The following is a 19,769-nucleotide window of genomic DNA, read 5'->3' on the forward strand; positions in this document are numbered from 1 at the left end:
GCGGTCCATGGACCTCCCGGCCCCGATCGTCGCCGTCACCGTGCACCCCCGCCGCGCCCGCGTGACGCGGCGCGCCCGGGCGGCCGTCGCGGCCGGGCGGACCGATCTCGTCGTCGCCGACCTCCCGCCCACGCTGCTGCCGGACTCGGTGCGCGCGGTGGCGGGCGGGGCCCGGGTCGTCGGCGTCGACGTGCTCCGGCGCGACCTCGCGGAGGTGCCCGACGACCGCGTGCGGGCCGCGGAGGCCGCGGTGCGCGACGCGGAGCGCGCGCTCGCGGCCGTCGACGGGGCCGACGCGGGCGAGTCCGCCCGCGAGGACCTGCTGCGCCGGCTCGCGCTGCGCAGCGGCGACCGGCTCGCAGCCGCGCTGGCCGACGGGTCGGCCGAGCCGGCCCGGGCGGGGGAGATCGGGGCGGCGGTGGCCGCGCAGATCACCGAGGTCGCAGCGGCCCGCCGCGCCCACGCCGAGGCCCGGGTCGACGCCGGGCACCGGCTCACCGCAGCCCGCGCCGAGCTCGACCGGCTGCGCGGCTCCGCCCGCACCCGGCGCGAGGCGGTGATCGGGATCGAGGCCGACGCGGCGGGCGACGTCGACGTCGAGCTGACCTACGTGGTCGACGGCGCGAGCTGGACGTCGGCCTACGACGCCCGCCTCGACGACGACGGCCGCGTCACGCTCACCTGGTTCGGGATGGTCGTCCAGGAGACCGGGGAGGACTGGCCGGCGTGCGAGCTGACCCTGTCGACGGCCCGGCCCTCGGTCACCACGACGCTGCCCGAGCTGGAGCCGTGGTGGATCGACCTCGCCCGGCCGCGGCCGGAGATCGCGATGGCCGCCGGGGCGGTGCCCGCGGCCCCGCTGCTGCGGGGCAAGGCGGTGGAGGCCGTCCCCGAGGAGGGGCTCGCGGCGGGCACCTGGCGGCTCGCCCGGCCCACCGCGGTCGCCGCCGACGGCACCCCGCACCGCACGACGGTCACGACGGTGCGGGCCGACGCCCGCCTCGACCACCTCGCCGTCCCCGTGCTGGGTCCCGACGCGCACCTGCGGGCCACGCTCGTCAACCCGAGCGGGCACGTGCTGCCGGCCGGGCCGGTGTCGACGTTCCTGGCCGACGCCTACGTCGGCACGACGGCGCTGGAGACCACCGCGCCCGACGGCGGGATCGAGCTCGCGCTGGGCGTCGACGACCGGGTGGTGGTGGAGCGCGAGCTGGAGTCGCGCACCGCGCACCGGGCGCGGTTCGGTGCGCAGCGGGGCGCGGTGCAGCGCTGGCGCACCACGGTCACCAACCACCGGCCCGCCGAGGCGCGCGTGGTGGTGCGGGACCGGCTCCCGGTGTCGCGCGCGGCGGAGGTGAAGGTCGTCGAGGTCGAGCTGGTGCCCGAGCCGGCCGAGCGCGACGAGCTGGGCCGCTGCGAGTGGGTCGCGCGGATCCCGCCGGGCGGCCGCTGGGAGGTCTCCGTGCGGTACGGGGTGGAGCATCCGAAGGACGTCGGGGTCACCGGCTACCGTTGACCGCATGATCGATCTGGACGGGGTGGTGGCGCTCTACCGCACCCACGCCGCCGACCTGTCCGCCGTGGTCGCCCGGCAGCGCGCGTTCCGCGAGGCCACGCCGTCGATGACCCCGCAGCTCGACGACGTCGAGGCCGAGGTCACCTACCTGCTCCTGCGCGACGCCCGCCCGGCGCACGTGATGGAGCTGGGCACGTTCCACGGCTGGTCGACGACCTGGATCCTGCAGGCGCTGCGCGACAACGGATCCGGGCACCTGCACTCGTTCGACCGCATCGACAACGTGCGCCGCACCGTCCCGCGCGAGCTGGCGCAGGACCGGTGGACGTTCGTGCACGGCGACGTGCGCGAGCGGCTCGCGGACGTGCCGCGCGCGGCCGGCTACCTGTTCGTCGACGCGGCGCACACCGCGTCGTTCGCGCGGTGGTTCCTCGCGGAGCTGTTCCCGCTCGTGCCCGCCGGGATCCCGGTGAGCGTGCACGACGTGCACCACGGGCGGCGGGTCCTGCCGTTCACCGAGGGCGCGGTGCTGCTGCGGTGGATGCGCGAGCACGGCGTCGACGGGTTCACGGCGTCGCGGCGGCGGGCACCGGGGGTGTTCGCGCGGCTCGCGGCGGTGCGCGAGGAGCTCGGGCTCACCGGGGCGCGGGGGACGACCCGCAACCCGATGCTGTGGTTCACGATGCCGGAGCCGGCGACGTCGGCGCGGAGCTGACCGGGGCGTCGAGCGGGTGGGCGACCTCGTCGCGGTGGAGGCGCCAGCCGAGGATCGCCGCGATCGCGAGGAACACCGGGATCGCGCCGACCAGCACGAACGTGACCGGCAGGCCCAGCGCGTCGCCGACGGGGCCGGCGAGCGCCATCGACACCGGCATCAGGGCGAGCGAGACGAAGAAGTCGAGGCTCGACACCCGTCCCAGCAGGTGCGGCGGCACCCGGCGCTGCAGCAGGGTGCCCCAGATGACCTGGGCGGCCGCCCCCGTGACGCCGACGACGAACGCGGCGGCGCCCATGACCCACAGCCGGTCGGTCAGGCCGAGCACGGCCAGCGGCGCGCACCCGGCGCCCCACAGCAGCAGCATCCAGGTGAGGTAGCGGCGGGGCAGCCGGCCCGCCGAGGCGACGAGCGAGCCGACGACCCCGCCGACGCCGTAGGACCCGAGCACGAACGCGTACCCGGACGGGCCCGCGCCGGTCTGGTCGCGCACGGCGAACGGTACGAGCACCTCGATCGGGCCGATGATCACCAGCACCAGCAGGATCGCGAAGGCCAGCGTCGCGAACAGCCACCCGGTGCGCAGGAAGTAGGAGAAGCCCTCGCGCAGGTCGCCGAGCGCGGAGGACCCGTCGGCCGCCGGGGCGGTCGGGAGCAGCCGGATCGTCAGCAGCGGGAGCAGCGCGAGCACGTAGCCGACGGCGGCACCGAGCAGTGCGGCGCCGGGCACGAACGCGCCGACCAGCAGCCCGGCCAGCGCGGGTCCGAGCGCCTGCTGGGCGATCGGGCGCAGCATGCCCTCCACGCCGTTGGCGGCCAGGAGCTCCTCGGCGGGCAGCATCGTGGGCAGCACCGCGGAGTAGGCGGGGAAGAAGAAGGCCTCGGCCGAGCCCACCACGAACGCGATCACCGTCAGGTGCCAGAGCTGCATCACCCCGGACAGCGCCAGTGCCGCCGCGGTGCCCGCCGCCACGATCCGCACGACCTCCACGGTGATCAGCACCAGGCGGCGCGGCAGCCGGTCGGCCGCGACGCCGCCGACCAGCACGCTGAGCACCAGCCCGAGGCTGGCCGCGGCGGCCACCAGGGACAGCTCCGACGGGCCGCCGCCCAGCGCTATGACCTGGTACACGATCGCGACCAGCCACAACCCGCTCGCGAACAGCGAGAACCCGATCGACGCGGCGAGCATCCGGTAGTCGCGGTGGCGGAACGGGCGCAGCGGCCGGGGCAGGGTGCGGGGGAGGCGGGCGCCGGGCTGCTCGATGCTCACGGGGCCAAGCTCACCCCTCCCGCACGGGAAGGGTCAAGGCGGTTCCGGCGGGCTTGTACCCCATGCGAGGGGCCCTCTGCAAGCGTCGTACACTGGTCTTTCGGCGCGTCTGTGCGCCGGTTCCGTCGTGCCTGTCAGGGCCTCGCGGTCCCGGTTCGACGACGCTCCTGTACGACCACCGAGAGTACGCACACAACTGTCACGGATCGCGGAGGACATGGCCAAGAAGGACGGGGCGATCGAAGTCGAGGGCCGGGTCGTCGAACCCCTGCCGAACGCGATGTTCCGCGTGGAGCTGGAGAACGGACACCGGGTACTCGCCCACATCAGCGGCAAGATGCGGCAGCACTACATCCGGATCCTCCCCGAGGACCGGGTCGTCGTGGAGCTGTCTCCGTACGACCTCACCCGCGGCCGCATCGTCTACCGCTACAAGTGACCGACAACAACTGAGAGAGCGACGGACGTGAAGGTCCAGCCGAGCGTCAAGAAGATCTGCGACAAGTGCAAGGTGATCCGCCGTCACGGCCGGGTCATGGTGATCTGCGAGAACCTGCGTCACAAGCAGCGTCAGGGCTGATCACCCGCAGTCTCTTCGTCCACAGGACGCAGCAACACAGAGGAACCCGACGCACCTACCGCGCCACACGGGCGCAACCCACCCCCGGAACCAGGCCGGGGCCCGGAACACCAGCGGCTCCGGGACGGGCGTCGGGCAGACCTGGACACGGCATCGACAGGAGAAACCGCCGCATGGCACGTCTTTCCGGCGTCGACCTCCCCCGCGACAAGCGGATGGAGATCGCGCTCACCTACATCTTCGGGATCGGTCGTACCCGCTCCCTGGAGATCCTCGCCGCCACGGGCATCGACCGCGACCTGCGCTCGAAGGACCTGACCGACGAGGACCTCGCCAAGCTCCGCACGTACATCGAGGAGAACCTGCGGGTCGAGGGTGACCTGCGCCGCGAGGTGCAGGCCGACATCCGCCGCAAGATCGAGATCGGCTGCTACCAGGGGATCCGGCACCGCCGGGGTCTGCCGGTGCGTGGCCAGCGCACCAAGACCAACGCCCGCGGCCGCAAGGGACCGAAGAAGACGGTCGCCGGCAAGAAGAAGGCAGGTAAGAAGTAATGCCGCCCCGCACTCGCCAGCAGGCCGGACCCAAGAAGGTCCGTCGCAAGGAGAAGAAGAACGTCGCGCACGGGCACGCGCACATCAAGAGCACCTTCAACAACACCATCGTGTCGATCACCGACCCGACCGGTGCCGTGATCGCGTGGGCCTCCGCGGGCCACGTCGGTTTCAAGGGCTCGCGCAAGTCCACGCCGTTCGCCGCCCAGATGGCCGCGGAGAGCTGCGCCCGCAAGGCCGCCGAGCACGGCATGAAGAAGGTCGACGTGTTCGTCAAGGGCCCCGGCTCCGGCCGCGAGACCGCGATCCGTTCCCTCCAGGCCGCCGGCCTCGAGGTGGGCACCATCTCCGACGTCACCCCCCAGCCGCACAACGGCTGCCGGCCGCCCAAGCGGCGCCGGGTCTAGGGAAAGGGAGTAACAGAACATGGCTCGTTACACCGGACCCATGACCCGCAAGTCCCGCCGGCTCAAGGTCGACCTCGTCGGCGGCGACCAGGCGTTCGAGCGTCGTCCCTACCCGCCCGGCCAGCACGGCCGGATCCGGATCAAGGAGACCGAGTACCTCCTGCAGATGCAGGAGAAGCAGAAGGCCCGTTTCGCGTACGGCGTGCTGGAGAAGCAGTTCCGCCGCTACTACGAGGAGGCCAACCGTCGCCAGGGCAAGACCGGCGACAACCTGCTGCAGATCCTCGAGGCGCGCCTGGACAACGTCGTGTACCGCGCGGGCCTCGCCCGCACCCGGCGCATGGCCCGCCAGCTCGTGAACCACGGCCACTTCCTGGTCAACGGCCAGAAGGTCGACATCCCGAGCTACCGCGTCTCCCAGTACGACGTGATCGACGTCAAGCCGAAGTCGATCAACACGGACCCGTTCATCATCGCCAAGGAGCTCCTCGGCGACCGTCCGGTTCCGGCATGGCTGCAGGTCGTCCCCTCGAACCTGCGCATCCTGGTCCACCAGTTGCCCGAGCGTGCGCAGATCGACACGCAGGTCACCGAGCAGCTGATCGTCGAGCTCTACTCCAAGTAGCAGCCCGACACCCCCGCCGCCGCAGGGAGGCGGCGGGGGTTTGCCGCGGCATCAAATAGCGGTTGCCGTGGAGCCTGAAGGAGGCCCCATCCCATGCTGATCTCTCAGCGCCCCACCCTGGCCGAGGACTCGGTCGTCGACACCCGCTCCCGGTTCGTCATCGAGCCGCTGGAGCCCGGTTTCGGCTACACGCTGGGCAACTCGCTCCGGCGCACGCTGCTGTCGTCCATCCCGGGCGCGGCGGTCACCAGCATCCGCATCGACGGCGTGCTCCACGAGTTCACCACCGTCCCGGGGGTGAAGGAGGACGTCACCGACATCATCCTGAACCTCAAGGAGCTGGTCGTGTCCTCCGAGGAGGACGAGCCGGTCACGATGTACCTGCGCAAGCAGGGCCCCGGCCCGGTCACCGCGGGCGACATCGTCCCGCCCGCTGGCGTCACCGTGCACAACCCGGACCTGCACATCGCCACGCTCAACGACAAGGGCCGCCTCGAGGTGGAGCTCGTCGTCGAGCGGGGTCGCGGCTACGTCCCGGCCATGCAGAACAAGGCCACCGGCGCCGAGATCGGCCGCATCCCGGTCGACTCGATCTACTCGCCGGTCCTCAAGGTGACCTACAAGGTCGAGGCCACCCGCGTCGAGCAGCGCACCGACTTCGACAAGCTGGTGCTCGACGTCGAGACGAAGCCCTCGATCACCCCCCGCGACGCGCTGGCCTCGGCCGGCAAGACGCTCGTCGAGCTGTTCGGGCTCGCCCGCGAGCTGAACGTCGACGCCGAGGGCATCGAGATCGGCCCGTCGCCGCAGGAGGCCGACACCATCGCGGCCTTCGCGATGCCGATCGAGGAGCTCGACCTCACGGTCCGCTCCTACAACTGCCTCAAGCGCGAGGGCATCCACACCGTGGGCGAGCTCGTCGGCCGCAGTGAGGCCGACCTGCTCGACATCCGCAACTTCGGTGCGAAGTCGATCGACGAGGTCAAGATGAAGCTCGTCGGCCTCGGGCTCGCGCTCAAGGACAGCCCGCCCGGATTCGACCCGTCGGCCGCCGCCGCCGAGTACGGCTCCGACACCTACGACGCCGACCAGCCGTTCGGCGACGACGGCCAGGACTACGCAGAAACGGAGCAGCTGTAGCGATGCCTCAGCCCACCAAGGGGGCCCGCCTCGGCGGTTCGCCCGCGCACCAGCGGCACATCCTGGCGAACCTGGCCACATCGCTGTTCGAACACGGCCGGATCTCGACGACCGAGGCCAAGGCGCGCAAGCTGCGCCCGTACGCCGAGCGTCTGATCACCAAGGCCAAGGTCGGCGACCTGCACAACCGTCGCGAGATCCAGAAGGTCATCCGCGACAAGACGGTCGTGCACCGCCTGCTCGCCGAGATCGGCCCGTTCTTCGCCGACCGCCAGGGCGGCTACACCCGGATCACCAAGACGCTGCCGCGCAAGGGCGACAACGCCCCCATGGCCGTGATCGAGCTGGTCCAGCAGAAGACGGTCACCGACGAGGCGAACCGCGCCCGCCGGGCCGCGGCCTCGCAGCAGGCCGCGTCCACGGCTCCGGCCGACGCGGAGGAGACCGCCACCACGCCGGCCGCCGAGGCGGCCGAGGAGGCTTCGGAGAAGGCGCTCGACGCCGCCGCCGAGGCCCCCGAGGGCAGCGAGACCCAGGAGAAGGCGCTCGAGGCGGCCGAGGTCGCCCAGGAGGCCGCCGACTCCGCCGACGCGCCCTACGGCGAGGGCAGCCACGCCCCGCTGGAGGACGTGGACCAGGCACCGGAGGGCTTCGAGATCAAGGGCAACGCCGACTCGATGCTCTACCACCTGCCGGGTACGCGGTTCTACGACAACACCGTCGCCGAGGTCTGGTTCGCCAGCGCCGAGGCCGCGGAGGCCGCCGGGTTCTCCCTGCCGAAGTCGCAGCAGAAGGACGAGTCCTGAGCGACCCGCTCCACCCGCCCGAGCCCGCCGTCCCCCCGGACGGCGGGCTCGGGCCGTCTTCGTGGCAACGCTGCCGCGTCGACCTCGCCTACGACGGCACCGACTTCTCCGGCTGGGCGATGCAGCCCGGGCTGCGGACCGTCTGCGGGGTGCTCGTCGACGCGCTCTCGACGGTCCTGCGCGCGCCCGTCGCCGTCACGGTGGCCGGGCGGACCGACGCCGGGGTGCACGCCACCGGGCAGGTCGCGCACGCCGACCTGCCCGCCGACCTCGACACCGCGTGGCTGGTGCGCCGCCTCGCCCGGCTGCTGCCCCCGGACGTCCGGGTCCGCGCCGTCACCGCGGTGCCGGAGGCGTTCGACGCCCGGTTCGGGGCGCTGCGCCGGCACTACCGCTACCGCGTCGCCACGGCGCCGCACGGGGCCGACCCGCTGCGGGCCCGCGACACCGTCTCGTGGCCGCACCCGGTCGACGTCGACGCCGTGAACGCCGCGTCGGTGCTGCTGCTCGGCGAGCACGACTTCGCCGCGTTCTGCAAGCGCCGCGAGGGCGCCACCACCGTCCGGGCGCTGCAGGAGCTGCGCTGGACGCCGGACGCCGACGGCGTCGTCACCGCGGCGGTCGCGGCCGACGCGTTCTGCCACTCGATGGTGCGCAGCCTCGTCGGGGCTCTGCTGGACGTCGGGCGCGGGCGGCGGGCGGTGGACTGGCCCGCCACCCTGCTGCTGCGCGGGGAGCGGGCGAGCGAGGTGCCGGTGGCCCCGGCCCACGGCCTGACGCTGGTGGCGGTGGACTACCCGCCCGACGCCGACCTGGAGGCCCGGGCGGAGCGGACGCGGCGGGTGCGGGTGCCGGGCCCGAGCTGATCCCGCGCGTCGTCAACTCTGGGTTACCGATGCCGCCGCGGTGGTTCCGCGGGCGGCGGGGGCGGTCGTAGCGTCGGGCCACCGACCTGCGGAGGCACAGCCGATGACCGCCGAACCCACGCCCGACCTCGCTCCCGTGTACGGCTCGAAGATCGTGGCCGTCGAGCCGGGGAGCAACGGACCCGTGTCCGACGCCGAGCGGCACGGGCGCCCGCGACAGCTGTTCTGGACCTGGACCTCCCCGAACCTCGAGTTCGCCACGATCTTCGTCGGCGTGCTGTCGGTGCAGGTGTTCGGGCTGACGTTCGGGCAGGCCGTCGCCGCGATCCTGCTCGGGAACGGGATGGCCGGGATCGCGCACGGCGTGCTGTCGGCCCGCGCGCCGTCGGCCGGGGTGCCGCAGATGGTGCTGGGCCGGCTCGCGTTCGGCTACCGCGGCAACATCCTGCCCGCGGGGCTCATGACGATCACGTCGGGCTTCGGCTGGTTCGCGGTCAACAGCGTCAGCGCGTCGTTCGCGCTCGACTCGCTGACCGGGCTGCCCGCACCGTTCTGGCTGGTGGTCGTGGTGCTGGTGCAGGTCGCCGTCGCGTTCTTCGGGCACAACCTGGTGCAGGCGTTCGAGCGCGTCGCGTTCCCGGTGCTCGCGGTGGTGCTGGGGATCGGTGCGGTGATCGTGCTGGCGTCGTCGGACCCGTCGTTCGTGCCGGCGGACGGGGGCACCGGCGGGATCGGCGGCTTCCTGCTCACGCTCGGCGCGGTGTTCGGCTACACCGCGGGCTGGAGCCCGTACGCGGCCGACTACGCCCGCTACCTCCCCGCCGACAGCCCGCGGCTGCGCGTCGGGCTCGCGGCGGGTGGCGGGCTGTTCGCGTCGACGTCGCTGCTCATGGTGGTCGGGGCGGCGTCGGTGAGCGCGGCGGCCGCGGCCGGGAGCCTGTCGGAGAACCCGACGAGCGCCTACGTCGGCATCCTGCCCGGCGTGCTGGCCGGTCTGACCCTGGTGGCGATCGCCCTGGGTGCGGTGGCGGCCAACGTCCTCAACGTCTACTCCGGGGCGATGGCGTTCCTGGCCATGGGGTTCCCGATCCGGCTGGAGCGGGCGCGGGCCGTCGTGGCGGTGGCGTTCGGGATCGTCGGGTTCCTCATCGCGCTGGTCGCGCTCGGCGACGCCGCGGCCGGGTACGAGGGCTTCCTGCTGGTGATCGTCTACTGGGTGGGGCCGTGGCTCGGGGTGGTGCTCACCGACCAGTACCTGCGGCGGGGCTCCGTCCCGGTCGACGTGTTCTACGACCGCGGCTTCCGCAACCCGGCGGGGCTGATCGCGCTGGTGGCGGGCATCGTCGTGTCGGTGGGGCTCTTCGCCAATCAGGCGCTGTTCACCGGGCTGGTGCCGCGGGTGCTGCCCGGCGTCGGCGACGTGACGTTCCTCGTGGGGATCGCGGTGTCGGCGGGCTTGTACGCGGCCCTGTTCCGCCGGAGCATGGCCCGGTGAACCCCGAGATGCTGGACGTCGCCGTCGAGGAGGCCCGGGCCGGGCTGGCCGAGGGCGGCATCCCGATCGGCGCGGCGCTGTTCGCGAGCGACGGCACGCTGCTCGGCCGCGGCCACAACCGCCGCGTGCAGGACGGCGACCCGTCGATGCACGCCGAGACCGCCGCGTTCCGGGCCGCCGGGCGCCAGCGCGACTACCGGAAGACGGTCATGGTGACGACCCTGTCGCCGTGCTGGTACTGCTCCGGGCTGGTGCGCCAGTTCGGGATCGGCGCGGTGCTGGTCGGGGAGGCGCGGACGTTCTGCGGCGGCCACGACTGGCTGGCCGAGCACGGCGTCGACGTCACCGTGCTGGAGGACGAGCGCTGCGTCGGGCTGATGACCGACTTCATCGCGGCCCGCCCGGAGCTGTGGTTCGAGGACATCGGGGAGGTCCCGTGATCGCCACGGTCGACCTGCGCGACCCCGACCCGGCCGCGGTGGACGCCGGGCTGCAGGAGGCCGGGTTCCTGCTGGTCACCGGGCACGGGGTCGATGCGGCCCTGCGCGCCGAGCTGCGGGCGGCCGCGCGGTCGTTCTTCGCGCTGCCCGAGGCCGTGAAGCGGGCGTACGCGGTGCGGGTCGGCGGCCGCGGCTGGCTGCCGCCGGGCGTCGAGGCCAACGCGGGCGTCGAGGGCGGGGAGCACCCGCCGGACCTCAAGGAGTCGTTCGCGATCGGCCCGGACACCCCGACCGGTGACCCGGCCGTCGACGAGGTGTGGTTCCCGCCGAACGTCTGGCCGGCCGAGGTGCCCGCGCTGCACGCCGCGGCCACCCGGTACCTGGCCGGGATGACCCGGGTGTCGGGGGAGCTGCTGGAGCTGTGCGGGGCCGCGCTGGGCGTCGAGCCGCTGAGGACGTCGACCCCGACCTGGACGTTCAACATCAACCGCTACCCGCCGCTGACCGAGGTGGGGGCGCCCGCGCCCGGGCAGTTCCGGATCGGGCCGCACACCGACTTCGGCACCGTCACCGTGCTCGACCGGGAGCCCGGTGCGGGCGGCCTGCAGGTCCACACGGACGCCCGCGGCTGGGAGGACGCCCCGTACGACCCGGACGCGTTCACCGTCAACGTGGGCGACCTCCTCGCCCACTGGACCGGGATGCGCTGGCGGTCCGGGCGGCACCGCGTGCTGCCCCCGCAGGCGGGGACGCCGCACGAGGAGCTGATCTCGCTGGTCTTCTTCTTCGAGCTCGACCACGACGCGCTCGTCACCCCGCTGGCCCCGCCGGTCGGGCGGCGCACCGACCTGGAGCCGGTGGTCTCGGCGCCGTTCCTGCGCGAGCGCCTGGACGCGATCTCGGTCGGCTGACTTCCCCGGAACGCCCACGGGCGCCGGGCGTGCGGGGCTAGCGTCGCCGGGTGTCCACGAGGGCCCCGGCCACCCGCGACCAGGTCGACGCCTACCGCTTCGGCCTGCGGCGGATGGAGGCGGCGCTGGTCCGCGGCGACCCGGTGCCGCTGCACGAGCAGCTGCGCGCGCAGCGCCGGGCCGCACTCGCCGGGACGCTGCTCGGGGTGCTCGCCCTCGGCGGGGTGGCGGTCTGGGCGCAGGTCGCGCCGCGGCCGACGTGGACGCAGCAGGACGTCGTCGTCGGTGCGGGGTCGGGGGCGATGTACGTCGTGGCGCACGACCCCGACCGCCTGGTGCCGGTCGCCAACCTCCCGGCCGGGCGGCTGGTGCTCGCCGCGCTGGGCCGGGGCGATCCCGCCGCGGCCGTCCCCGTGCTCGTCGCCGACGCCGACCTCGACACCGCCGCGCGCACCCCCACGGCCGCGGTGCCCGGCGCCACCGCCGTGCGGTTGGGGGACGCGGTGATCCCCCCGCGCTGGGCGGTGTGCGACGCGGACGACCCGGACTCCGGCCGCGGTCCGCGCACGACCGTCGTCGGCGGGGCGCAACCGGTGGCGCCGTCGCCCGACGCGGTGCTGCTCGCGGTCCGCGACGGTGACACCTGGCTGGTCACCGGGGGTGTGCGGCACCGGATCGACCTCACCGACCGCGCGGTCGTCGGCACGCTGGGCCTCGACGGACGGGAGCCGCGCGCGGCGTCGGCGGCCCTGCTGAACGCCCTGCCCGAGGGCGCGCCGCTGCGCACCCCGCGGATCGTCGGGGCCGGAGCGCCTGCCGGTGCGGTCGAGGTGGGCGACGTCCTGGTCGGCCGCCCGGTCGGCGGCGGCCCCTCGACGCACCACGTGGTGCTCGCGGGGGGTGCCCAGGCGGTGCCCCCGCTGGTGGCGCAGACCCTGCGCGCGGCCGGCGCACGGGTGGTCGAGGTGGAGCCCGAGGTGCTGACGGCACTGGGGTCGGTGCAGGAGCTCGACGTCGCGGGCTGGCCGGACGCGGTGCCCGCGGTGCGGGAGCCGGGCGAGGCGCCCGTCGTCTGCGCGGTGTGGTCGGCGGCGGGCGGGACCGCGGTGCACGTGGGCCCGGCGCTCCCCGTGCCGCCCGGTGCCGCGGGGGTCGACCTGGTGCAGGCCGACGGCGCGGGGGAGCTCGTCGACGCCGTCGTGCTCACCCCGGCGGGCGGAGGTGCGGTGCGGGCGACCGCGCCCGGGCGGGCGGGCGGGGCGGGGCCGCTGTGGCTGGTGTCCGCGTCGGGCGTCGCCCACGGGGTGGCGGACGAGGCGACCGCGCAGGCCCTGGGCGTCACGAGGGCGGAGCCCGCGCCGGAGTGGGCGGTGCGGCTGCTGCCCGTGGGCCCGACGCTCGACCTCGCGGACGCGCAGCGGACGGTGGACGTGCTGCCGGGCTGACCGCGGCTCCGGTGGGAGCGCGACCGCCCGGGCGAGCGGGGCCGGGGTGCGCGGGCTCAGCCGCGGCGCGGACGGTCGCGCAGGCGGGCGGCCGCGACCGCGACGGCGGCGAGCAGCACGGCCGGCGCGGCCAGGTCGACCGGCGGCGGCGGACCGTCCGCGCCGCGACCCGGCCCGGTGCCGGCGAGGACGGCAGTGGGCACCTCGGCGGGGGGCTCCCCGCCCGGGGGATCCGGGACGCGGAGGACGGCGGGTTCGGCGGTCAGGGCGGCGACGGGGTCGAGCACGCCGAGGCCGAGCGCGTCGTCGTGGCCGCCCGCGGGATGCCGGGCCGTGGCCCGGATCCGGTCGACGACCTGCGCCGCGCTCAGCTCGGGGAACCGCTCGCGCACGAGCGCCGCGAGCCCGGCGACCAGCGGCGCGGAGAAGCTCGTGCCCGCGACCGGGTCGGCCGTGACGCCGCCGTCGACGGCCAGCGAGCGCATCCCGGTGCCGGGGGCGGCCACGTCGACCCAGGGCCCGGCGACGGTGAACGGGGCCGCGGCGTCGTCGGTCCCGGTGGCGCCGACGGTGACCAGCTCGTCGTACCAGCCGGGGAGGGCGACCTGCCCGACGCCGTCGGCGCAGAGCCCCACCCCCGTGTTCCCGGCCGCGGCGACGACCACGACGTCGGCGTCGGCGGCGAGGCGCAGGGCCGCGTGCAGCTCCGCGCCCTCGACCGCGGCCCGGTCCGGCGGCAGGCAGACCGCCTCGGAGACGTTGACGACGTCGGCGCCCGACCGCACGGCGAGCACGACCGCGTCGGCGAGGGTGGCGAGGTCACCGGCGGGGCGCCGCGTCCCGTCCGGGGCCGGGACCGAGTACGACGGGCTGGACTGCCGGATCGACAGCACCTCCGCGCCCGGGGCGATCCCGACCACCTCGTCGTCGCGCGACGGGCTCGCGGCGAGCAGCCCGGCGACCGCGGTGCCGTGGCCGTCGCAGTCGTCGAGGCCGTCGCCGCCGGTGAGGTAGTCGCCCCCGCCGCGCAGCCGCCCCGCCAGCCGCGGGTGCGGGGCGACCCCGGTGTCGATCACCGCGATCAGCACGCCGGCCCCGGTCGCGATGCGGTGCGCCGCCGCGAGCTGGAGGCGCCGCGCGGGCGGAGGGTCGGTGCCGGCGGTCGGCCCGGCCGCGGGCGGCGAGCAGGAACGGGGTGAGCGCAGGCCCGCCGCCGGGCCGGGGACGCGGCCGGCGGGCGGTGCGACCTGCACCGGGGGAGGTTGCGGGCGGTCGTCGTCGGGGGCGCGGAGGACCGGGGCGGCAGCGGACCCGACGAGGACCGGCCCGCCGGCGGGCGCGGGCACCGGCAGCGCCGCCGGGACGACGGAGAGCGCGGCGAGCAGCACGGCCGCCCCGATGCCGTTCACAGCCCGCGGACCAGCGCGAACAGTCCCATCGCCCCCAGCGCCAACGGTGCCGCCGACGCGACCAGGACGCCTTCCAGGACGTCGACGGCCCGCCGGAGGACCGGCGACGGCGGCCGCCCGCCCTCGCCCACGGCGACCGCGACGCCGGCGCCGGCGACGGCGAGCACGCCCACCAGCAGCCGCCCCGGCCCGCCGGAGACCGTGGCGAGGTACCCGGCCAGCGCGACCCCGGCGACGGCCGAGCAGGCCAGCAGGGCGCGGGCCGGGGCGGGGTCGGCGAAGCCGCGGGAACGCAGCCCGAGCACCGCGACGACCACCGCGCCCAGCACCGGGCCCGCCCAGCCGCCCCCGGCCGCCGCCGGGACGACCGACGCCGCGGCCACCACCGCGCAGCCGCCGACGAGCCCGGTGAGGTACCCGCGGGCGAGGTCGCTGCGCCGGGACAGCTCGGCGGGCGGCAGGAGGTCCGGCCCGTCGTCGGCTCCGGTCAGCTCGCCCGCGTCGGTGGGCACCACGGGGCCCGGCAGCCCCGACAGGCGCAGCGCGGCCCGCGGCAGCAGCGGCCCGGCGAGCAGCGCCGCGGCGCCGAGACCGGCGGACAGGACGGCCGGGGACATGCCCAGGCGCAGGTGCAGGACGGCCGAGATCGCCACCGGGACGGCCGCGACGACGACGCCGACGAGCACGGGCGTCACCCGTCGCAGCACGGCCTGGCCCGCGGCCGCCGCGACCCCGGCCGCCGTCACGGCGAGCAGCAGCCCGGCGGCACCGGGTAGGCCCGCCGTCGCCGCCGCCCCGGCTCCGGCGGCCAGCGGGACGGCCGCCAGTGCGGCGGTCGTGGCCGTCCGGTGCCGTGCGGTCCGCAGCTCCGCCGCCCGAGCCTGCCCGCCTTCCGGCCCCGGCCCGGCACCGCCCGGCCCTTCGCCGCCCGGCCCTCCACGGCCCGGCCCGCCGCTCCCGGATCCGCCGGGAGCGCGGCCACCGGGTGCCGGGTGGCCGTCGTCGTCCTCGTCCTCGTCGACCCACCCGGCGTCCCACCCGGGGCGGGCGCCGTCGGGCCGCCGGAGCACCGCGGCGGCACGGGCCAGCGCCGCCACCGCGGCGGCCCCGCCGACGAGCGCGGCCCCGACGGCCCACGGCCCGGCCGGTGCCCCGGCGAGGACGGCGGCGGCGGAGCAGGCGAGCAGGACCGTGACGACCGGGCCGGCCGGGAGCCCGGCCGGGCCCGCCGGGCGACCGACGCCCGCGGCCAGCGCGTCGACCGGGTCGTCGAACACCGGGGCCGGGGGAGGGACGGCGTCGGGGCCGATGCGCAGCAGCTCACCGTCGAGGACGCCCAGCTCGTCGAGGGTGGCGGCCGGGTGCAGCGGGCCGCCGGTGGCGCCCGTCAGCCGCCACGGCAGCGGGCGGTGCCCCGGACCCGGCTCACCGACCAGCTCCAGCACCATCGGCACCAGCTCGCCGAGCGGCACGTCGGCCGGCAGCGCGACGTCGACCCGGGTGCGCGGCGCGAGCACCGTCAGCCGGGTGTAGGCGGGGGCCGGGTCGGTCGGCATCGTGCTCCTCGGGTTTCTCCGTTACGCCCCGCCGGGCGGGCTCGGCTGCCTACTATCCGCCGCGCCGGGGCCCTCCCGTGGGCGTTCCGGAGAACTCGTGGAGGTGGGCGGATGGGCACGATCGGTGTGGTCCGGCCGCAGCGCGCGGTGCCGCGCACCCCCGCGGGCGAGCTGGCGCTCGAACCCCCTCCCGAACCGGAGCGGGTCGTCCCGGCGGGGGTGGCGGCGCGGCTGCTGCCGCTGGTGATGGTGCTCGCGTCCGTCGTCCTCATCGCGGCGCTGGGCGTCCGCAACCCCACGTCGTGGCTGTTCGGGGGCATGTTCATGATGTCGACGCTGGGGATGCTGGTCGCCGGGTCCGGTGGCCGGGGCGGGGGCGCCCGGTCGGCCACCGTCGACGAGGACCGCCGCGACTACCTGCGCTACCTCGCCCAGCTGCGCCGCCGGGTCCGCGGCATCGCCGCGCAGCAGCGCGCCGCGCTGGAGACCGTGCACCCCGAGGCCGGGGCGTGGCCGGTCGTGCTCGCGGCCGGGCGGCTGTGGGAGCGGCGGCCCGCCGATCCCGACTTCGGGCGCGTGCGCGTCGGGCGCGGGCCGCAGCGGCTCGCGACGCGGCTCGTCGCCCCGCGGACCGGGCCCGTCGAGGGCATCGAGCCGATCACCGCGCTGGCGCTGCGCCGGTTCCTGCTCGGCCACGCCGTGGTGCCCGACCTGCCGGTCGCGCTGGCGCTGCGGTCCAGCTCGACGGTGTGGCTGGAGCCTTCCGCCGGTTCCGCCGACCTGCGGCCCGCGCGGGCGCTGGCCCGGGCCGTCGTGGCGCAGTACGCGCTGTGGCACAGCCCGGCCGACGCCCTGCTCGCCGTCGTCGCCCCGACCGCGCTGGCCGCGGAGTGGGACTGGGCGAAGTGGCTCCCGCACACGGCCCACCCGCGGCGCCGCGACGCGATCGGGCCGCTGCGGATGCTGACCGCCGACGCCGACGAGGTGCGCCGCTGGTGGGTCACCGAGCTCGCCGGCCGTCCGGCGGGCCCGGGGGTCGGGGAGCCGCACCTGCTCGTGGTCGTCGACGAGGTCGTCGAGGGTCCGGGTCCGTGGGCCGCGGTGGCCGGGGTGACGGTGCTGCGGGTCGGCCCGCCGCCGGGCCGGCGGCCGTCGCCGTCGGTGGTGCGGCTGCTGGTCGGGCCGTCGACCGTCGAGCGCACCGGCGGCGACGACGGGTCCGACGCGCCGCACGCGATCGGGCGGCCCGACGCGCTCGGCGTGACCGAGGCCCGTGCGCTCGCGCGCAGGCTGGCCCGCTACCGGCCGGGCGGCGCGGGCCCCGCGACCGGGCCGCGCGCCGCGGCGGGCCTCCCGGCGCTGCTCGGGCTGGCGGACGGGCCCGACGGCGTGGCCGCGCTGCGGGCGCGCCGGCGTCGCACCGAGACCGACCGGCTGCGCGTGCCGATCGGCCTGGACGAGAGCGGGGCCGCGCTGCACCTCGACCTCAAGGAGTCCGCGCAGGGCGGCAGCGGCCCGCACGGGCTGTGCATCGGGGCGACGGGCTCGGGCAAGAGCGAACTGCTGCGCACGCTCGTGCTCGGGCTGGCGGCGGCCCACTCGTCGGAGGACCTCAACCTGGTGCTCGTCGACTTCAAGGGCGGTGCGACGTTCCTCGGGCTCTCGGCGCTGCCGCACGTCTCCGCCGTCATCACCAACCTGGCCGACGAGCTGGCGCTGGTCGACCGCATGGCCGACGCGCTGGCCGGTGAGGTCACCCGGCGCCAGGAGCTGCTGCGCGCCGCGGGCAACCTCGTCGGGGTCGTGGACTACGCGGCGGCCCGGCGCGCGGGGGCCGACCTGCCGCCGCTGCCCGCGCTGGTCGTCGTCGTCGACGAGTTCTCCGAGCTGCTCGCCCAGCGACCGGAGCTGCTGGAGCTGCTGGTCACCATCGGCCGGCTGGGCCGCTCGCTCGGGCTGCACCTGCTGCTGGCCTCGCAGCGGCTGGAGGAGGGGCGGCTGCGGGGGCTGGAGTCGCACCTGTCCTACCGGATCGCGCTGCGCACGTTCTCCGCCGCGGAGTCGCGGGCCGTGCTCGGGGTGCCCGACGCGCACCAGCTCCCGGCCACGCCCGGCTCGGCGTTCCTGTCCACCGGAACCGACGAGCTGGTCCGGTTCCGGGCGGCCTACGTGTCCGGGCCGGCGGGGGTCCCGCGGCGGGTGCGGGGCCCGGCCGAGCGGCGCGCCCACCCGTTCGGGGTGCGGCCGGTCGCGCCGCCCGCCGAGCCCGGTCCGGACCCGGCGGAGCCCGAGGACGACCCGACGGTGCTGGAGACCGTCCTCGACGCCCTCGCCGGGCAGGGCCCGCCCGCCCACCGCGTGTGGCTGCCGCCGCTGGGCGACCCCCCGCCGCTCGACGAGCTGGTGGGCGTCCCGCGTCCGCTGCCCGGTCGCGGGCTGGCCGCGTCCGGCGGGCGCGGCGGTGCGCTGCGGGTCCCGGTGGCGCTGGTCGACCGGCCCTACCAGCAGCGCCGCGACCCGCTGCTGCTCGACGTCTCCGGGGCCGCCGGGCACCTCGCGGTGGTGGGCGGGCCGCGGTCGGGGAAGTCGACCGCGCTGCTCACCGCCGTGCTCGGGCTCGCGCTCACGCACACGCCCGTCGAGCTGGGGGTGCACGTCCTCGACTTCGGCGGCGGCGCGCTCACCCCCCTCGGCGGGCTGCCGCACGTCGGCACCGTGGCCGACCGGCTGCAGCCCGATCTGGTGCGCCGCACCGTCGCCGAGGTCTGCGCGCTGCTCGCCCGGCGGGAGCGGCTGTTCCGCGACTCCGGGGTGGTCGGGATCGAGGCGTTCCGGGAGCGGCGGGCGGCGGGGGAGTTCGGGGCCGAACCGGCCACCGACGTGCTGGTCGTCGTCGACGGGTACCTGACGCTGCGCCACGACTTCGAGGACCTGGAGACGCGGCTGCTCCCGGTCGCCGCGCAGGGACTGTCGTTCGGGGTGCACCTGGCGGTCACCGCGGGGCGCTGGAGCGAGCTGCGACCGGCGTTCAAGGACCTGTTCGGCAGCCGGCTCGAGCTGCGCCTCGGCGACGCCACCGACTCCGAGGTCGACCGCCGCCGGGCCGCCGCCGTGCCCGCCCGGCCCGGGCACGGGCTGGCCCCGGACGGCGCGGCGATGGTGCTCGCCGCGCCGCGGCTCACCGGGTCGGACACCGCCGCGCTCGTCGCCGACGTGGCCGCGACCTGGCCCGACGCCGGGTTCGCCCCGGTGCGGCAGCTGCCCGACCGGCTCGACCACGACCGGCTGCCCGCTCCCGAACCCGGGTCGGCCGGCCTGCCGATCGGCGTCGACGAGGAGCGGCTCGCCCTCGTGCAGCTCGACGTCGCCGCCGAGCCCCACCTGCTGTGCTTCGCCGACGCGGAGAGCGGCAAGACCACGCTGCTGCGGCTGCTCGCGCGCGGGATCGTGGAGCGGTTCCGGCCCGCGGAGGCGCGGATCGTCGTCGTCGACCACCGGCGGACGCTGCTCGGGGCCGTCCCGGACAGCCACCTCATCGGCCACACCAGCACGCCCGACGCGACCGCCGACGCCGTCCGGGAGGTGGCGTCGTCGCTGCGCAGGCGGCTCCCCGGACCCGACGTCGGGCCGCGCGAGCTGCGCGAACGGTCCTGGTGGAGCGGCCCGGAGGTGTTCGTCCTCGTCGACGACTACGACCTCGTCGCACCCACCGGCGGCCACGGCGGCGCCCACCCGCTGCTCCCGCTGCTGGAGTTCCTGCCCCAGGCCAAGGACGTGGGGCTGCACCTGATGGTGGCCCGGCGGTGCGGAGGCGCGGGGCGGGCGATGTTCGACCCGGTGCTCGGGCGGCTGCGCGAGCTGGCCACCCCGGGGCTGGTGATGAACGGGCGGCCGGAGGAGGGAGCGCTGGTCGAGACGGTCAAGGCGACGCCGCTGCCGCCGGGGCGCGGCACGCTCGTCGACCGCAGGCACGGGGCGCGCCGGGTCCAGCTGGCGTGGATCCCGCCCGCGGACGGCGCGTGAGGCGCCGG

18 protein-coding genes are annotated in these 19,769 nt (G+C 76.3%); 15 read left to right on the top strand and 3 right to left on the bottom strand.

Features of this window, described 5'->3' with window-relative positions; translation table 11 throughout:
- Positions 1–7: 7 nt before the first annotated feature.
- Together H6H00_RS12285 and H6H00_RS12290 are read left to right on the top strand one after the other, a co-directional pair.
- The gene (locus H6H00_RS12285; RefSeq protein ID WP_185721399.1) at positions 8–1,516 is read left to right on the top strand and encodes a DUF4139 domain-containing protein; all 1,509 of its coding nucleotides are present in this window, start codon (positions 8–10) and stop codon (positions 1,514–1,516) included.
- A gap of 4 nt (positions 1,517–1,520) precedes the next feature.
- Positions 1,521–2,231, top strand: a complete 711-nt coding sequence (locus H6H00_RS12290) for a class I SAM-dependent methyltransferase (protein WP_185721400.1) — start codon at positions 1,521–1,523, stop codon at positions 2,229–2,231.
- On the opposite strand, the gene H6H00_RS12295 is transcribed toward H6H00_RS12290, so the two are convergent.
- Positions 2,194–3,498 (bottom strand): MFS transporter, encoded by a 1,305-nt coding sequence (locus H6H00_RS12295; RefSeq protein ID WP_379539771.1) that lies wholly within the window; start codon positions 3,496–3,498, stop codon positions 2,194–2,196. The genes H6H00_RS12290 and H6H00_RS12295 overlap by 38 nt on opposite strands.
- A gap of 223 nt (positions 3,499–3,721) precedes the next feature.
- Between H6H00_RS12295 and infA the strand changes: the two genes are divergently transcribed.
- The 12 genes from infA (at position 3,722) to eccB (ending at position 12,773) form a co-directional block, all read left to right on the top strand.
- On the top strand, positions 3,722–3,943 hold the full coding sequence (infA, locus tag H6H00_RS12300) for a translation initiation factor IF-1 (RefSeq protein WP_028929190.1): 222 nt from the start codon (positions 3,722–3,724) through the stop codon (positions 3,941–3,943).
- 27 nt (positions 3,944–3,970) lie between these two features.
- Positions 3,971–4,084 (top strand): 50S ribosomal protein L36, encoded by a 114-nt coding sequence (rpmJ, locus tag H6H00_RS12305; RefSeq protein WP_010148647.1) that lies wholly within the window; start codon positions 3,971–3,973, stop codon positions 4,082–4,084.
- A 173-nt stretch (positions 4,085–4,257) separates the two neighbouring features.
- Positions 4,258–4,638 (top strand): 30S ribosomal protein S13, encoded by a 381-nt coding sequence (gene rpsM, locus H6H00_RS12310; RefSeq protein WP_185721401.1) that lies wholly within the window; start codon positions 4,258–4,260, stop codon positions 4,636–4,638.
- Positions 4,638–5,045, top strand: coding sequence for a 30S ribosomal protein S11 (gene rpsK, locus H6H00_RS12315; protein ID WP_141278890.1), 408 nt, complete (start codon positions 4,638–4,640; stop codon positions 5,043–5,045). The genes rpsM and rpsK overlap by 1 nt, the downstream gene beginning before the upstream one ends.
- Before the next feature lie 19 nt (positions 5,046–5,064).
- Complete coding sequence (rpsD, locus tag H6H00_RS12320; protein WP_185721402.1) at positions 5,065–5,670, top strand: 30S ribosomal protein S4; 606 nt, start codon at positions 5,065–5,067, stop codon at positions 5,668–5,670.
- Positions 5,671–5,763: 93 nt separating this feature from the next.
- A complete protein-coding gene (locus H6H00_RS12325; protein WP_141278894.1) occupies positions 5,764–6,810 on the top strand; it encodes a DNA-directed RNA polymerase subunit alpha in 1,047 nt (348 codons plus the stop codon).
- A gap of 2 nt (positions 6,811–6,812) precedes the next feature.
- Positions 6,813–7,616, top strand: coding sequence for a 50S ribosomal protein L17 (gene rplQ / locus H6H00_RS12330; protein ID WP_185721403.1), 804 nt, complete (start codon positions 6,813–6,815; stop codon positions 7,614–7,616).
- The gene (gene truA, locus H6H00_RS12335) at positions 7,613–8,482 is read left to right on the top strand and encodes a tRNA pseudouridine(38-40) synthase TruA (RefSeq protein ID WP_185722376.1); all 870 of its coding nucleotides are present in this window, start codon (positions 7,613–7,615) and stop codon (positions 8,480–8,482) included. The genes rplQ and truA overlap by 4 nt, the downstream gene beginning before the upstream one ends.
- A gap of 103 nt (positions 8,483–8,585) precedes the next feature.
- On the top strand, positions 8,586–9,977 hold the full coding sequence (locus tag H6H00_RS12340; protein ID WP_185721404.1) for a purine-cytosine permease family protein: 1,392 nt from the start codon (positions 8,586–8,588) through the stop codon (positions 9,975–9,977).
- 8 nt (positions 9,978–9,985) lie between these two features.
- On the top strand, positions 9,986–10,417 hold the full coding sequence (locus H6H00_RS12345; RefSeq protein WP_185722378.1) for a nucleoside deaminase: 432 nt from the start codon (positions 9,986–9,988) through the stop codon (positions 10,415–10,417).
- On the top strand, positions 10,414–11,328 hold the full coding sequence (locus H6H00_RS12350; RefSeq protein WP_255425709.1) for an isopenicillin N synthase family dioxygenase: 915 nt from the start codon (positions 10,414–10,416) through the stop codon (positions 11,326–11,328). Before H6H00_RS12345 ends, H6H00_RS12350 begins: the two co-directional genes overlap by 4 nt.
- Positions 11,329–11,378: 50 nt before the next feature.
- On the top strand, positions 11,379–12,773 hold the full coding sequence (gene eccB, locus H6H00_RS12355) for a type VII secretion protein EccB (RefSeq protein WP_185721406.1): 1,395 nt from the start codon (positions 11,379–11,381) through the stop codon (positions 12,771–12,773).
- 56 nt (positions 12,774–12,829) lie between these two features.
- On the opposite strand, the gene mycP is transcribed toward eccB, so the two are convergent.
- Both mycP and eccD read right to left on the bottom strand, forming a co-directional pair.
- Complete coding sequence (gene mycP, locus H6H00_RS12360) at positions 12,830–14,182, bottom strand: type VII secretion-associated serine protease mycosin (protein ID WP_185721407.1); 1,353 nt, start codon at positions 14,180–14,182, stop codon at positions 12,830–12,832.
- Positions 14,179–15,738, bottom strand: coding sequence for a type VII secretion integral membrane protein EccD (gene eccD, locus H6H00_RS12365; RefSeq protein WP_185721408.1), 1,560 nt, complete (start codon positions 15,736–15,738; stop codon positions 14,179–14,181). Before eccD ends, mycP begins: the two co-directional genes overlap by 4 nt.
- A 111-nt stretch (positions 15,739–15,849) precedes the next feature.
- Here eccD and eccCa point away from each other — a divergent pair, with 111 nt between their 5' ends.
- Positions 15,850–19,761 carry a type VII secretion protein EccCa gene (eccCa, locus tag H6H00_RS12370; RefSeq protein ID WP_185721409.1) on the top strand — a complete coding sequence of 1,304 codons (3,912 nt, stop codon included), beginning with the start codon at positions 15,850–15,852 and terminating at the stop codon, positions 19,759–19,761.
- Positions 19,762–19,769 lie beyond the last annotated feature (8 nt).

Source organism: Pseudonocardia petroleophila (genome assembly GCF_014235185.1).
GTDB lineage: Bacteria > Actinomycetota > Actinomycetes > Mycobacteriales > Pseudonocardiaceae > Pseudonocardia > Pseudonocardia petroleophila.